The sequence below is a fragment of the Tsukamurella sp. II2bb genome (assembly GCF_057815145.1).
The window spans coordinates 70,241-84,252 of record NZ_JBYPZI010000009.1; the positions used below are offsets into that span (position 1 = coordinate 70,241).

The 14,012-nt window shown below is 72.7% G+C and carries 14 protein-coding genes; 7 read left to right on the top strand and 7 right to left on the bottom strand.

Going from position 1 to position 14,012, the window contains the following annotated elements; all coding sequences use genetic code 11:
- Positions 1-135 precede the first annotated feature (135 nt).
- Positions 136-339, top strand: a complete 204-nt coding sequence (locus AC21LY_RS18905; RefSeq protein ID WP_489048102.1) for a hypothetical protein — start codon at positions 136-138, stop codon at positions 337-339.
- Between the two features lie 29 nt (positions 340-368).
- Here the strand turns inward: AC21LY_RS18905 and manA are convergent, their stop codons facing one another.
- The 4 genes from manA to AC21LY_RS18925 form a co-directional block, all read right to left on the bottom strand.
- Positions 369-1,610, bottom strand: coding sequence for a mannose-6-phosphate isomerase, class I (manA, locus tag AC21LY_RS18910; protein ID WP_489048103.1), 1,242 nt, complete (start codon positions 1,608-1,610; stop codon positions 369-371).
- A complete protein-coding gene (locus tag AC21LY_RS18915; protein WP_489048104.1) occupies positions 1,610-2,758 on the bottom strand; it encodes a hypothetical protein in 1,149 nt (382 codons plus the stop codon). The genes manA and AC21LY_RS18915 overlap by 1 nt, the downstream gene beginning before the upstream one ends.
- A 104-nt stretch (positions 2,759-2,862) precedes the next feature.
- Complete coding sequence (locus AC21LY_RS18920; protein ID WP_489048105.1) at positions 2,863-4,233, bottom strand: phosphomannomutase/phosphoglucomutase; 1,371 nt, start codon at positions 4,231-4,233, stop codon at positions 2,863-2,865.
- Between the two features lie 128 nt (positions 4,234-4,361).
- Positions 4,362-4,850: a DUF3499 domain-containing protein gene (locus tag AC21LY_RS18925; RefSeq protein WP_489048106.1), complete on the bottom strand. Its 489-nt coding sequence runs from the start codon at positions 4,848-4,850 to the stop codon at positions 4,362-4,364.
- Between the two features lie 102 nt (positions 4,851-4,952).
- Here AC21LY_RS18925 and AC21LY_RS18930 point away from each other — a divergent pair, with 102 nt between their 5' ends.
- Positions 4,953-5,453, top strand: coding sequence for a metallopeptidase family protein (locus tag AC21LY_RS18930; RefSeq protein WP_489048107.1), 501 nt, complete (start codon positions 4,953-4,955; stop codon positions 5,451-5,453).
- Between the two features lie 90 nt (positions 5,454-5,543).
- Here AC21LY_RS18930 and AC21LY_RS18935 read toward each other — a convergent pair whose 3' ends face one another.
- A complete protein-coding gene (locus AC21LY_RS18935) occupies positions 5,544-5,870 on the bottom strand; it encodes a WhiB family transcriptional regulator (RefSeq protein WP_489048264.1) in 327 nt (108 codons plus the stop codon).
- Between the two features lie 352 nt (positions 5,871-6,222).
- Here AC21LY_RS18935 and cofD point away from each other — a divergent pair, with 352 nt between their 5' ends.
- From cofD to AC21LY_RS18955, 4 genes are all read left to right on the top strand, one after another.
- The gene (cofD, locus tag AC21LY_RS18940; RefSeq protein ID WP_489048108.1) at positions 6,223-7,242 is read left to right on the top strand and encodes a 2-phospho-L-lactate transferase; all 1,020 of its coding nucleotides are present in this window, start codon (positions 6,223-6,225) and stop codon (positions 7,240-7,242) included.
- A complete protein-coding gene (locus tag AC21LY_RS18945) occupies positions 7,239-8,639 on the top strand; it encodes a coenzyme F420-0:L-glutamate ligase (RefSeq protein ID WP_489048109.1) in 1,401 nt (466 codons plus the stop codon). The genes cofD and AC21LY_RS18945 overlap by 4 nt, the downstream gene beginning before the upstream one ends.
- A 4-nt stretch (positions 8,640-8,643) precedes the next feature.
- Positions 8,644-9,201: an NUDIX hydrolase gene (locus AC21LY_RS18950; protein WP_489048110.1), complete on the top strand. Its 558-nt coding sequence runs from the start codon at positions 8,644-8,646 to the stop codon at positions 9,199-9,201.
- A gap of 168 nt (positions 9,202-9,369) precedes the next feature.
- The gene (locus tag AC21LY_RS18955) at positions 9,370-10,179 is read left to right on the top strand and encodes an alpha/beta fold hydrolase (RefSeq protein WP_489048111.1); all 810 of its coding nucleotides are present in this window, start codon (positions 9,370-9,372) and stop codon (positions 10,177-10,179) included.
- A 325-nt stretch (positions 10,180-10,504) separates the two neighbouring features.
- Here the strand turns inward: AC21LY_RS18955 and glgC are convergent, their stop codons facing one another.
- Positions 10,505-11,722: a glucose-1-phosphate adenylyltransferase gene (gene glgC / locus AC21LY_RS18960; RefSeq protein ID WP_489048112.1), complete on the bottom strand. Its 1,218-nt coding sequence runs from the start codon at positions 11,720-11,722 to the stop codon at positions 10,505-10,507.
- Positions 11,723-11,890: 168 nt separating this feature from the next.
- Here glgC and glgA point away from each other — a divergent pair, with 168 nt between their 5' ends.
- Positions 11,891-13,072, top strand: coding sequence for a glycogen synthase (glgA, locus tag AC21LY_RS18965; protein WP_489048113.1), 1,182 nt, complete (start codon positions 11,891-11,893; stop codon positions 13,070-13,072).
- A 24-nt stretch (positions 13,073-13,096) separates the two neighbouring features.
- Here glgA and AC21LY_RS18970 read toward each other — a convergent pair whose 3' ends face one another.
- A complete protein-coding gene (locus AC21LY_RS18970; protein ID WP_489048114.1) occupies positions 13,097-13,960 on the bottom strand; it encodes a putative RNA methyltransferase in 864 nt (287 codons plus the stop codon).
- Between the last annotated feature and the right edge of the window lie 52 nt (positions 13,961-14,012).

Here is a 14,012-nt window from a genome sequence, read left to right on the forward strand (position 1 = left end):
CACCACCCGGGCACCGTCGCGAGGCGTTTCAGGCCCCGCGCATCCCACGCCCGCCCCGCCGGTTACCCGCGAGTGTTACTAGTCGGTACGCGAATTGTGTTGGCGTACTGGCAAGTAACACCTACCGTCGGGCCTATGACCAAGACTTTCGCGCACACCACCGACCAGACCGTCGCCCAGCTTCTCAGCATCGTCGAGGGCGGAGACGACGTGCTGCTCACGCGTGACGGCAAGCCGCTCGCCGTGCTCAGCAAGGCCCGCCCCGAGGCCGTCGCCGTGTCGAACATGCAGACCTTCGACATCCCCGAGACCTTCTACGAGAACCTCGGCGGCGTCTAGCCTCCATGCCGCCCCGCGGGGCGGCGGGATCAGTGCCCGCCCACCAGCGTCCGGAAGAACTCCGCCGCCGGTGAGTGCGCGCTGACCACCACACCCGGATCGGACGCGGCCATCCACAGGCCGCTGCCCGCCGGAACATCGATCGACCGGCCCGCACTGCGTACCGTGACCGTCCCCTCGGTGACCACCAGCAGCTGCGGGCCGCGCGCGTCCAGCTCCACCGACGCCGCGCGCCGCAGGGCCGTGCCGTCGAGCCGCACCCGCGAGACCCGGAACTCCGGCGCGGGGGTGGAGAAGACGACCTCGGGACCCACGGTCGACGTGGCCGGCGCCAGATCCGACGGTGCCCGGGGCGTGAAGTCCAGCACCCGCAGCAGTTCCGGCACGTCGACGTGCTTCGGGGTCAGTCCACCGCGCAGGACGTTGTCCGAGTTCGCCATGACCTCCACGGCGGCCCCGCTGATGTAGGCGTGCAGGTTGCCGGCGGCGAGGTACAGCGCCTGCCCGGGTTCGAGCACGATCCGGTTCAGCAGCAGCGCCGCGAGTACGCCCGCATCGTCCGGGTAGCGCTCCCCCAGCGTCAGCGCCAGGCGCGCCTCGCCCTTGAACCGGTCCGCGCCGCTCTCCAGGTAGCGCACACAGCCGGCGAGCACCGCCGGCACGAGCACCGCCAGCGCGGGCTGCGGCAGCGTGATCCAGGTGGTGACGAGGGCGCGCAGGCCCATCGAATCCGGCTGTCCGGCGAGCAGGCCCAGGTAGCTGTCCAGCTCCGGCACGCCCAGGACGCGCAGCAGTTCGACGGTGACCCTCGGGTCCCGGAAGCCCGCGAGGGCCTCGAACGGGCTCAGCGCGATGACGACCTCCGGCTTGTGCGCGGCGTCGCGGTAGTTGCGCTCGGGGGCGTCGATCGGGATGCCCGCGGCGTTCTCCCGGGCGAAGCCCTCCTCGGCCTGCTCCCGCGACGGGTGCGCCTGCAGCGAGAGCGGCTCGTCGGCGGCGAGCACCTTGACCAGGTAGGGCAGGCGGTCGCCGAACTCGCCGCGGCAGGGCCCGCCCAGCTGGCCGTCCAGGTCGGCGCTGATCGCGGACAGCAGGTCACCGTCGGTCCCGGTGCCGGACGGCTCGTACAGCCTCGCCGGGTCGGCAGGGTGCGCGCCGAACCACAGTTCCGCCTCCGGGTGGTTCGACGGCACCGGCCGGCCCTGCATCGTCGCCAGCACCGTGCGCGAGCCCCAGGCGTACGGCCGGATGACTCCCTCGATCCGTTCCATCACGCCTCTCCCGTCAGGCGCCGGTACACCGACGCGAGATCGAACCGTACCGCGAGCGCCAGCAGGTCCAGCGCGTCGGCGCGCGGCCCCGTCGTCGCCGCCGGGCGCACCACGCCCTCGTCGACGGGCAGCGCCTCCACGTCCGGCAGTGCCCGTAGTCGCGCCCCCACCAGCGGGGCGCGCTCCTCGGTGGTCAGGATGATGACCCGCAGCGGGGTCTGCGCCGCCGGACCGTCGAGGAAGGGGTCGTGGAAGAGCGGATCGACCGCGCCGCCGGCCCCCGTCTCCAACGCGCCGCCGGCGGGCGTGGACGCCAGCTCGGGCGTCGCCAGCTCCACGTCGGCGAAGCCGACCGCGGCGACCACCTGGCCCCCGAGCGTGAGGGCCTGCGAGGCCGCGTGCTCCGCGACGGCGAGGCCGGCCGCGGTGTCGGCGGTGAGGGCCACGCGGCGGCCGGTCATCCGGGCGGCGAGCCGCTTGGCGGGATTGGACTCGACGTCGCGGTCGGGTGCGCCGCGGACGGCCTCGTCGTCGAGCGTGTCGGCGAGCGTGAAGAGGAATCCGGTCCCGGGCTCGTCGCCCCGGTCCGCGCCCGCGAGCCGGCCGAGCACCGCGAGCAGCGCGGCGGCGACCCCGATGAAGCCGAACCGCTCCGGCACGCGCAGGCGGGGCGAGAGGTCGACGGTGCGTCCGGCGGCCGCCTCGGCGACCGGGCCCTCCATGGGAACGGCGACGACGACGGTCGCGCCGCGCCGGGAGGCCGTCGCGATGGCACCGGCCAGCACCAGGTCACCCGCGTCGAAGCCGCAGACGACCACCACGTCGAGCGCCCCCACCCAGGGCGGGAGCTCGGTGGAGCGCACGAGTGGGACGTCGAACCGGCCCGCGGTCAGCGCCTCGACGAAACCCGCGGCGGCCGCGGCGGGCCCTGCTCCGCAGACCACGACGACGGCGCGCGGGACGAGACCGTCCAGCTCCGCCAGAGCCCCCTCATCCACCGCGCTGGCGACGGCGCGCGCCTGCGCGCCCGCGAGCGCGGCGGCGCGCAGATGGCCGCCCACGTCGGCCGCGATCAGACCTGCCGGATCGTCGAGATCGGCGCCCTGCGGCCCGCTCGCTCCGCTTCCGCCACCGGTAGTCTCGGTCACGGATTCCTCCCGTCCCATCGGCGCCCCGTCACCACGGGCCGCCGCTGTCGATCGCCGCGCTCCCGCCGGCCTCGGCCTCACCGGCACCGGGACGCACTGCGATGTCAGGCACGGACGATCGCCAGGATCCGCTCGGTGAGCGCACGCACCTCATCGGGGGTCGCGGCTTCGACGTTCAGCCGGAGCAGCGGCTCCGTGTTGGAGGCGCGGAGGTTGAACCAGGCGCCCGAATCCAACTGTACCGTCACGCCGTCCAGTTCATCGGTGCTCAGGATTTCGTCCGCGAACGCCTCGAGGACGGCCCGCGTGCGCTCGCCCTGGTCCGCCACCGTCGAATTGATCTCGCCGGACGCGGCGTACCGGTCGTAGCCGCCCATGAGCTCCGAGAGCGGTTTCGGCTGCTCGCCGAGGGCCGCGAGGACGTGCATCGCCGCGAGCATGCCGGAGTCGGCTCCCCAGAAGTCGCGGAAGTAGTAGTGCGCCGAGTGCTCGCCGCCGAAGACGGCGCCGGTCTCGGCCATCTGCGCCTTGATGAAGGAGTGACCGACGCGGGTGCGCACGGGCGTCCCGCCGTTCTCGGCGATGATCTCCGGCACGGCCTTGGAGGTGATCAGGTTGTGGATCACCGTCGAGCCGGGGTGCCGGGCCAGTTCCCGCTCGGCGACCAGCGCCGTGACGGCGGACGGCGACACGGGATCGCCCTTCTCGTCCACGACGAAGCAGCGGTCGGCGTCCCCGTCGAAGGCGAGGCCGATGTCGGCGCCCTGCTCGACGACGAACTTCTGCAGGTCGACGAGGTTCTTCGGGTCCAACGGGTTGGCCTCGTGGTTCGGGAACGAACCGTCGAGTTCGAAGAAGAGGGCACGCACGTCGAGCGCGTCGACGGGGCCGAGCACCGACGGCACGGTGAAGCCGCCCATGCCGTTGCCGGCGTCCACGGCGACGCGCAGCGGGCGCGAGCCGGAGAGGTCGACGAGCTTTCGCAGGTAGTCGCCGTACTCCTCGAGCACGTCGCGTTCGGAGATCCGGCCGGGGGCACCGTCGTACGCCGGGACGCCCTCGGCCACCTGCTCGGTGATGGTCCGCAGCCCCGACTCCTGTCCGACGGGCTTGGCTCCCGCGCGGCACAGCTTGATGCCGTTGTAGGCGGCGGGGTTGTGCGAAGCGGTGAACATCGCACCGGGACGGTCCAGCAGCCCGGAGGCGAAGTAGAGCTCGTCGGTCGAGGCGAGGCCGATCAGGGTCACGTCGACGCCCTGCGCCGTGAGCCCCTCGGCGAAGGCCGCCGACAGCGCGGGCGACGAGTCGCGCATGTCGTGGCCGACGACGGCCTCGGTGGCGCCCTCCCCGCGGATCAGCGCGCCGAAGGCGGCTCCCGTGTCGCGGACGAAATCCGCGTCGATCTGCTCGCCGACGAGGCCGCGCACGTCGTACGCCTTGATGACAGCCTGCACCGACTCCAGCGTTCGAACCACGCTCGACGACCTCCTGTGAACGGCGTGCGGGAACCCGGCGGGTCCCCGTAGCGGACGCCCCACCCTATCGGCTCCCCGGGCGCGGACAGGCATCCGACGCGGCGGGGGTGACGCCTTCGGCGGAACTCTCAGTCGACGGGGTCCGGCAGCACCCGCAGATGGCCGCGGCGGCCGGGCCGGGCGGCGTGCTTCGGCGCCGACCCTCCGGGCTGCACCGACGGGGTGACGCGCGGGCCCGCGAGACCGTCGTGGACGGGGCGCATGGCGCCGATCGGCGGGAGGGAGCGCAGGGGCGCCTCGGCGGGCTCGGGCGCCGGCCGGCCGGATTCGCGCGCGGCACGCTCGTGGACGGTGTCGGCCAGCGCCGTCAGGTCGTCGTCGAGGGCCGCGTTACCGACGGCGGCGGCAGCGCTGTAGGCGGGGAGGTTGCGCAGCATCTCCCAGCCGCGGGGCGCCGTCATGCGGGTGGCGTGGAATTCGCAGAGGTCCCAGGAGTGGGGCTCACTCGTGGTGCCCAGGGGGCCGAGCACGGCGATCGACTGGCGGTAGTCGAACGTCAGCGTCGCCACGGCGTGGTTCCTGCAGCCGGGGCGGCAGCACTGACGGACGGGGTTCACAGCAAGAAGGTTAACCCCTGGCCCGAGGGGCGCGCTTCCGACACACCGGACAGGGGCGTGCGACGGCCGGCCCGGCGGCGTTCCGCCTAGACTGAGAACATCATGAGAAGCAGGAGACGGACGCCCGACAGCGGCGCGCGGCTGCGACGCCGGGTGGCGCGGGACCGGCGCGGCCACGGGCTCCGGGGCCCGCTGGTGCCCCGCGATCTCCCGGCGCACCGGACCCGGGCGCAGGATTTCGACGAGGTGGTCCTGGACGCCTTCGCCGAGATCGATTCGCTGTGGCACGACCGGCTGACCGATCTCGACATCGCCGTCGACGACGTCCCCGGGATCCTGCCGCACGATCCGGACGCGGTCTCCTGGCCCGCCGAGGTGGAGGCCGACGGCCCGATCCCCTTGGCGCGCATGGTTCCCGTGGGGATCGACCGACGGGGCAACCGCACGCGGGCCCGGCTGATCCTGTTCCGGCGGCCGCTGCAGCGGCGCGCGAAGACGGAGGCGGACCTCCTCGACGAGATCCTCGCGATCCTCGTGCACCAGATCAGCGACTACCTCGGCGTCACCGAGGAGACCCTGCTCGCCGGACCGGATTCACTCTGACGCTCCGGCGCTTCGGCGACCAACGCAGCGGCCCGACCGGTCCGCAGTGCTGCGGTCCGGCCGGGCCGAGGTTCGCCGTACGGCGAGAAGTCAGATGATGCCGCGCTTGAGCTTGCGCCGCTCACGCTCGGATAGGCCACCCCAGATGCCGAATCGCTCGTCCTTCTGCAGGGCGTACTCGAGGCACTCGTTGCGCACCTCGCACCCCAGGCAGATGCGCTTGGCCTCGCGCGTGGAGCCGCCCTTCTCGGGGAAGAACGCCTCCGGATCCGTCTGCGAGCACAGTGCGCGGTCCTGCCACTGATCCTCGACGGCCTCGTAGAGTTCCTCGAACCCCGCGGGCACGACACTGAGGTGCGCGCGGCTGGACCCACCGGAGAAGCTTTCGAACGGTTCACGATGAGCGTCGATCGTCATCGGCCCGCCTCCCTCATTGCTTTCGTGGTGTTCGATGGTTTTTTCGGTCTGCGTGCCCCGCACCGGCGAACGACGACGCCGCACTGAATGACACGGTTGTGATTACACACGGATGCGGCCGCCACGTCAAGCTGAACCAGGAAATTAGCTAATACCACCTGGACGTCACGATGTGGGCCCTCGACACGTAGTTGAGACGTGATACCCGTCACATTTCGCACGGGCGGATCGACGCTCCACCGGGGCGCGTCGCACCCCCGATCATGCCAGGCCGCGGGCCCTCCGCGCGACCTCGCCGGCGGCCGCGACCCGTCGCGGACGGCGCCGCCGGCCGACCACTACGCTTTCAGTCGTGAAGGTTGCGGTGCTGGTGGGCGGTGTCGGCGGCGCGCGGTTCCTCGAAGGGGCGCGCGAGCGCTTCGGGGTGACGGCGTTCCCGGACAAGGACGGTGCCGGCGCCGCGTCCGCATCGGAGAACTCCGTGACCGCGGTCGTCAACGTCGGCGACGACGCCTGGATGCACGGCGTGCGCATCTGCCCCGACCTCGACACCTGCATGTACACCCTGGGCGGCGGGATCGACACCGAGCGCGGCTGGGGCCACCGGAACGAGACCTGGAACGCCAAGGAGGAGCTGGCGCGCTACGGCGCCGATCCGGACTGGTTCGGCCTCGGCGACCGCGACCTCGCGACGCACCTCATCCGCACGCAGATGCTCTCCTCCGGCTACTCCCTGACGGACGTCACTGCGGCACTGTGCAACCGGTGGCAGCCGGGAGTGCGGCTGCTCCCGGCCACCGACGGCCGGCACGAGACGCACGTCGTCGTCACCGATCCCGCCTCCACCGACGGCGCGAAGAAGGCCATCCACTTCCAGGAGTGGTGGGTGCGCTACCGCGCCGACATCGAGACCTTCGGCTTCGCCCAGGTCGGCGGCGGGGACGGCTCCGGCAAGGCGCAGGCGTCGCGGGCCGCGATCGCCGCCATCGAGGAGGCGGACGTGGTCTTCCTCGCCCCGTCGAACCCGGTCGTGTCGATCGGCGCGATCCTGTCGGTCGGCGGCATCCGGGCCGCGCTCCGCACCACGAGCGCGAAGGTCGTCGGGGTCTCCCCCGTGATCGGCGGCGCGCCGCTGCGCGGCATGGCCGACCGCTGCCTGGAGGTGCTCGGCATCGAGACCAGCGCGCAGGCGATCGGGGAGCACTTCGGCGCCCGCACGGGCAACGGGATCCTCGACGGCTGGCTGGTCTCCGAGCAGGACGCGGGCGTCGCGATCGACGGCCTGCCCGTCGCCGCGGTGCCGCTGCTCATGAGCTCGCCGCAGGCCACCGCCGCGATGATCGACGCCGGCCTCGAGCTGGTGGGCCTGTGACCGCACCGTCGCGCCCGGAGCGCGACAGCACCGCACCGTCCCGCCCGGAGCGCGACCACGGCGCACCGTCGCTCGAGATCCTCCCCGTCTTCGGCATCCCGGAGGTGACCGAGGGCGACGACGTGGCGGCGCTGCTCGCGGACGCGGCGGACTGGCTCACCGACGGCGACGTCGTCGTGATCACCTCGAAGGTCTTCTCCAAGGCGGAGGGCCGGGTGCTCGCGGCACCGTCGGACCCCGAGGAGCGGGACGCCTTCCGGCGCAAGCTGATCGCGGACGAGTCGGTGCGTGTGCTCGCGACCAGGGGGCGCACCTGGATCACCGAGAACCGGCTCGGCATCGTGCAGGCCGCCTCGGGCGTCGACGCCTCGAACGTGGCCTCCGACACCGTCGCCCTGCTCCCGGAGGACCCGGACGGCAGCGCCGCGGCGGTGCGCGCCGGGCTGCGCGAGCGGCTCGGGGTGGACGTCGCCGTGCTGGTCACCGACACCATGGGCCGGGCCTGGCGCACCGGCCAGACGGACGCCGCGATCGGCGCCGCCGGCATGGAGGTCCTGCACGGCTACGCCGGCGCCGTGGACGCCTACGGCAACGACCTGGTGGTCACCGAGATCGCCGTGGCCGACGAACTCGCGGCCGCAGCGGATCTCGTGAAGGGCAAGCTCGGCGGCGTCCCCGCGGCCGTGGTCCGCGGCTTCGCGGTCCGCGAGCCCACGGAGGGCTCGCCGCTCGCCACCGCCCGCGGCCTGGTCCGGCCGGGCGAGGACGACCTGTTCCACACCGGCGTGGACGCCGCACGGCGGCAAGCGCTCCTGATCCGGAGGTCGGTGCGCGCCTTCGCCGACGAGCCCGTGCCCGCCGATGACCTGCGGGCGGCCCTCGCGGAGGCGCTGACGGCCCCTGCGCCGCATCACACCCATCCCGTGCGGTTCGTGTGGGTGCGGGATCCGCAGCGCCGCACGGCGCTTCTGGACGCCATGAAGGCGCAGTGGGCGTCCGACCTGACCGGCGACGGGCGCACGCCCGAGTCCGTCGCGAAGCGAGTGCGCCGCGGACAGCTGCTCTACGACGCCCCGGCGCTGATCCTCCCGTTCATGGTGCCCGACGGTGCCCACTCCTACCCCGACGCCCGCCGCACCGCCGCCGAGGAGACGATGTTCACCGTCGCCGTCGGCGCCGCGGTGCAGTCCCTGCTGGTGGCGCTCGCCGTGCGCGGGATCGGCAGCTGCTGGGTGGGATCGACGATCTTCGCCGCCGAGACCGTGCGCGAGGTCCTGGATCTGCCGGGCGACTACCGCCCCGCGGGCGCGATCGCCGTCGGGTATCCCGCCGATCCGTCCGCGCTGTCGGTGCCCCGGCCGCCCCTGCCGCCGGGCGACATGCTGATCGAAAGGTAGCCCAGTGACGTTCGCCTCGCTGCACGACTCCGCCATCGACGTGCTCGCCCGCTACGACGCGCGCACCGACGGTGACGACGCCCTGCGCCACACCGTGCTCGCCTTCCTCGACGCCCAGCCGAACGCCTGCGCCCGCGCCAACGCGCCCGGACACATCACCGCGTCCGTGGTGATCCTCAACGAGGCGCGCACGCACGTGGTGCTCACGCACCATCCCCGGGTCGGCGAGTGGCTCCAGCTGGGCGGGCACTGCGAGGATTCGGACCCGACGGTGCCCGCGGCCGCGCTCCGCGAGGGGCACGAGGAGTCGGGGCTGGCGGACCTCGTCCTCGACGCGGACCTGCTCACCCTGCACACCCATCCGATCCGGTGCTCGCTCGGTGTGCCCACCCGCCACCTGGACCTGCGCTTCCGCGCCTTCGCCGTGGGCCCCGGTACGCCCGACCTCGCGATCAGCGAGGAGTCGAACGATCTGCGCTGGTGGCCCGTCGACGCCCTCCCCGAGTCCGCCGAGCGCACCACCGTCGCCCACCAGGTCCGGGCCGCTCTGGCCCGGGATTGACGACGGTGCCGCCCGTCGCGTGAGCACCGCGGCGAGAACCGTCACCAGCGACTTTTCTGAGAGGGATTGCGGTTACTTCTATCAGTCCGTACGCTCCGAACAATCGTCCGGCGCACCGTCGGACACCTGCGGGCACCCGCCCGCCCCGACCACGCGAGGTGGCACGAGATGTTGGCGTACGAACGATTCGGCTCGGGTGAGCCGCTGGTGCTGGTCCACGGGATCGCGCACCGCCGTCAGGCCTGGTACCCGGTGGCGGAACGGCTCGCGGAGCACCGCGAGGTCATCCTGTTCGACCTTCCGGGCCACGGCGAATCCCCCGCTCTCGACCTCGCCGGCCGCACGGTCCAGGAGGCGCTCCAGCAGCACCTGGAGGATCTCTTCGACGAGCTGGCCCTCGTCCGCCCGCACATCGCCGGCAACTCCCTGGGCGGCCGGATCGCGCTGGAGGCCGCGGCCAGCGGCATCGTCAGCAGCGCGACCGGACTGGCCCCCGCGGGCTTCTGGCGCGACGAGACCGACTTCCTCCTGATCCGCGCGCACTTCACCGCGCTGATCGCCGCGGGCCGGCTGGCGGCGCCGCTGGCACCCCTGCTCACCCGCAGCGGGATCGGCCGCCGCCTGATGCTCGCCTCACTGATGACACACGGCGAGCGCCTGACGGCGGACCGCGTGCTCGGCGACCTCCGGAACATGGTCGAGGCCCGGCACGCGCTCAACGACATCATCGGCGGCGCCTTCCCCTTCGACGCGGACATCGCCGCGGACGTCCCCGTCACCGTCGCGTGGGGCACTCAGGACCGCGTCCTCCTGCCGTACCAGGGCCGACGGGCGCGTCATCTGCTCCCCGGCGCCGAGCACGTGTGGCTCCCCGGCAGCGGTCACGTCCCCATGTCCGACGATGTCGACGCCGTCGTCGAGATCCTCCTCCGCGGCTCCTCGGGCGGCCTGCTGGCCCGCGCCGACGACGCGGCCTGACCGCGCGCCGTCGCGCGGCACCGTCGGCCCGTCCCTAGCGGGACGCGCGCGGCACCGTCGGAACCCCCTAGCGGGACGCGCGCGGCACCGTCGGAACCCCCTAGCGGGACGCGCGCGGCACCGTCGGAACCCCCTAGCGGGACGCGCGCGGCACCGTCGGAACCCCCTAGCGGGACGTGCGCGGCACCGTCGGCCCGTCCCTAGCGGGACGTGCAGCGCCTCCGCGTGGCGTGCATTCCCCATGTCCATGGACCTAGGGAGGTGGCCGTCCCGCTAGGGAGCGTGCCCCGAGCGGAGCGAGGGAGCGCGCCGAGCGCAGCGAGGGTCAGCCGATCCGCAGCCCCTTGCCGACGGTGACGACACCGCCCGCGGAGACGTTGAAACGCTCCCGCTCCCGCTCGAGGTTGACACCCAGGATCTCGCCCCGGCCCACCACGACGTTCTTGTCGAGGATCGCGCGCCGCACCACGGCACCCGGCTCGATCTTCACGCCGGGCATGAGGACGGAGCCCTCGACGGTGGCACCGTCGCCGATGGTGACGTTGGCGCCGATGACCGAGTTGCGCACCGTCGCCCCGGAGATGATGCTGCCCGCGCCCACCATCGACTCCTGCGCGAGGCCGCCGCGGGCGAACTTCGCGGGAGGCAGGTTGTCGTTCTCGCAGCGGATGGGCCACTGGCGGTTGTACAGGTTGAAGATCGGGTACACCGAGACCAGATCCATGTGCGCGTCGTAGAAGGCGTCGATGGTACCGACGTCGCGCCAGTAGCCGGCATCGCGCGCAGTGGCGCCGGGCACCTCGTTGTCGCTGAAGTCGTACACGGCCGCCTCGCCGCGGGCCACGAAGGCGGGGATGATGTCGCCGCCCATGTCGTGATCGGAGTCCGGGTTCTCGGCGTCGGCGATGATCGCCTCGACGAGGGCCTGGCGGCTGAAGACGTAGTTGCCCATCGAGGCGAACGTGACGTCGGGATCGTCGGGGGTGCCGGGCGGGTCTGCGGGCTTCTCCAGGAACTGGGTGATCTTGCCCGACTCGTCGGACTCGATGCAGCCGAAGGCCTTCGCCTCGGCGCGCGGGACGCGGATGCCGGCCACGGTGACCCCGGCCCCGGACTCGATGTGCGCCTGCACCATCTGCGCCGGATCCATGCGGTAGACGTGGTCCGCGCCGAAGACCACGATGTAGTCGGGGTCGTCGTCGGTGATGAGGTTCATCGACTGGTAGATCGCGTCGGCACTGCCCGTGAACCACCGCTTGCCCACGCGCTGCTGCGCCGGCACGGGAGTGATGTACTCGCCGCGGAAACCGAACATGCGCCAGGTCTGGCTGATGTGCCGGTCCAGCGAGTGCGACTTGTACTGCGTCAGCACGCACAGGCGCTGATACCCGGCGTTCACCAGGTTCGACAGCACGAAGTCGATGAGGCGGTAGGAGCCGCCGAAGGGCACTGCCGGCTTCGCACGGTCCGCGGTCAACGGATACAGACGCTTGCCTTCGCCGCCGGCGAGGACGATTCCCAGAACACGAGGCTGATTGCTCACGGGGTCCACGCTAGCTCCAATTCGGGCACACGTGCAGCGTTCTGCGACAGTGGATCCTGTTCCACGGCTATGCACAGGCGTCCGGGCGCACAACCACACACGAACCGGAGCGCTCGGGCTCCGTCGAACCGCCTGCGTGCGAACGCGACACGCTCTAGCGTGGTGCCCATGCGCGTAGCGATGATGACGAGGGAGTATCCGCCGGAGGTCTACGGCGGAGCGGGTGTGCACGTGACGGAGCTGGTCGGCCGGCTCCGCGCCCTGTGCGAGGTCGACGTCCACTGCATGGGCGCCCCGCGCCCGGGCATGGACGACGTCACCGTCTCCGGCCCGGACCCGGAGCTGGCCGGCGCCAACGCCGCCCTCGAGATGTTCTCGACCCAGTTGCGGATGGCGAACGTCTCCGCCGGCGCGGACGTGGTGCACAGCCACACCTGGTACACCGGCCTCGCCGGGCACATCGCCGGCCAGCTGTACGGCGTACCGCACATCGTGACCGCGCACTCGCTGGAGCCGCACCGCCCGTGGAAGGCCGAGCAGCTCGGCGGCGGCTACCGCCTGTCGAGCTGGTCCGAGCGCAACGCCGTCGAGTACGCCGACGCCGTGATCGCGGTCAGCAAGGGCATGGCGGCCGACGTGCTGGACGCCTACCCGAACCTCGACGCGTCCCGAGTCCACGTGGTGCTCAACGGCATCGACTCCGAGGTCTGGCATCCGGCGCCCACGTTCGGCGAGGACTCGCCGCTGGTCGAGCGCGGCGTCGATCCCGATCGCCCGATCGTCGCCTTCGTCGGGCGCATCACGCGGCAGAAGGGCGTCAAGCACCTGGTGGCGGCCGCACACCGCTTCGACCCCGACGTCCAGCTGGTGCTGTGCGCCGGTGCGCCGGACACCCCCGAGATCGCCGCCGAGACCGCGGACGCGGTGGCCGCCCTCGCGGAGTCGCGCGACGGCGTGCACTGGGTCCAGGACATGCTGCCCACCCCCAAGGTGCGCGAGATCCTCAGCGCGGCAACCGTCTTCGTCTGCCCCTCGGTGTACGAGCCGCTGGGCATCGTCAATCTCGAGGCCATGGCGTGCGGCACCGCCGTCGTCGCCTCGGACGTGGGCGGCATCCCCGAGGTGGTCGTCGACGGCGAGACCGGCACGCTCGTGCACTACGACGAGGCCGACACCGCGACCTTCGAGGCCGATCTCGCGTCCGCCGTGAACGCGCTCTGCGCGGACCCGGCGCGCGCCGCCGCGTTCGGTGCCGCGGGTCGCGCCCGCGCCGTCGCCGACTTCAGCTGGGAGTCCATCGCCGCGCAGACGGTGCAGGTCTACGAGCACACCCTCGCGGCGCGCAGGTGACCGGCGCCGCCGGGCGGCGCGGGACTACCGCAGTTCGTAGACGCTGACGGTGCCCGACGCCGTCACGGCGGCAGTACCGCCCGCGGTGAGGCGATCGATCGCGGCCGCCCGCGCGGCCGGAGACCCGTGGTGCGCGCTGGGTCCCATCGCGACCAGATCGGCGGCGGCCTCGGCGGTGAGATCCATGATCCACTCGTGCTTCTCCCGAGCGACGAGCGAGAAGTCGTGCAGCGCACCGTCGAGCCGCGCGACCTTGCCCTCCTCGACGGAGATCATCCCGAGCGGTTCGACGAGCTCGCGCAGGTGCCGCGGACCCGGCGTGAGAACCACGAGCCGCCCGCCGGGCACGAGAATCCGCGCGAACTCGGCGGCGTTGCGCGGCGCGAAGACCGAGAGCACCACGGCGACGGCACCGTCGGCCACGGGCAGGCGCGCCCAGCCGTTCGCCACCACCGCGCCGATCGACGGTCCGCGGCGCGCGGTGCGCCGGGCCGCCGGCTTGGAGAGGTCGAGGCCGATGCCCGTACCGGTCAGCCCCGCGCTCGCCCGGGCCGCGCAGGCGCGGGCGAGGTACTCGCCCTCCCCCGCCCCGCAGTCGAGGACCGGGCCGTCGGGCGCGTCGACCGCCGCGGCTGCGACCGCGGCGTGGAAGGTCTCGTAGTGGCCCGTGGCGAAGAAGCGCTCGCGGGCGGCGATCATCTCGGCGTCGTCGGCGATGAGGCCGGTCGCGGCACCGGCCAGCAGCGAGACGTATCCCTGGCGCGCGACGTCGAAGGAGTGCCCGCGCGGGCAGAGCAGGGTGCCGCCGTCGGCATCGAGCTCGCCGCAGCAGTGCGGACAGGCCAGCGCGGGCAGTACCGCCGTCAGGCCGGGTGGAACGTGCGCCATGAACACCCCAGGGGAGAAACGACGAGATCCCGCACGGTGGCACCGCGCGGGA

What these genes read in the sequence shown, in the direction of transcription:
- AC21LY_RS18905 (WP_489048102.1), top strand. Translation starts at nt 136, where the DNA reads ATGACCAAGACTTTCGCGCACACCACCGACCAGACCGTCGCCCAGCTT.
- manA (WP_489048103.1), bottom strand. Translation starts at nt 1,610, where the DNA reads ATGGAACGGATCGAGGGAGTCATCCGGCCGTACGCCTGGGGCTCGCGC.
- AC21LY_RS18930 (WP_489048107.1), top strand. Translation starts at nt 4,953, where the DNA reads ATGAGAAGCAGGAGACGGACGCCCGACAGCGGCGCGCGGCTGCGACGC.
- AC21LY_RS18935 (WP_489048264.1), bottom strand. Translation starts at nt 5,870, where the DNA reads ATGACGATCGACGCTCATCGTGAACCGTTCGAAAGCTTCTCCGGTGGG.
- AC21LY_RS18955 (WP_489048111.1), top strand. Translation starts at nt 9,370, where the DNA reads ATGTTGGCGTACGAACGATTCGGCTCGGGTGAGCCGCTGGTGCTGGTC.
- glgA (WP_489048113.1), top strand. Translation starts at nt 11,891, where the DNA reads ATGCGCGTAGCGATGATGACGAGGGAGTATCCGCCGGAGGTCTACGGC.
- AC21LY_RS18970 (WP_489048114.1), bottom strand. Translation starts at nt 13,960, where the DNA reads ATGGCGCACGTTCCACCCGGCCTGACGGCGGTACTGCCCGCGCTGGCC.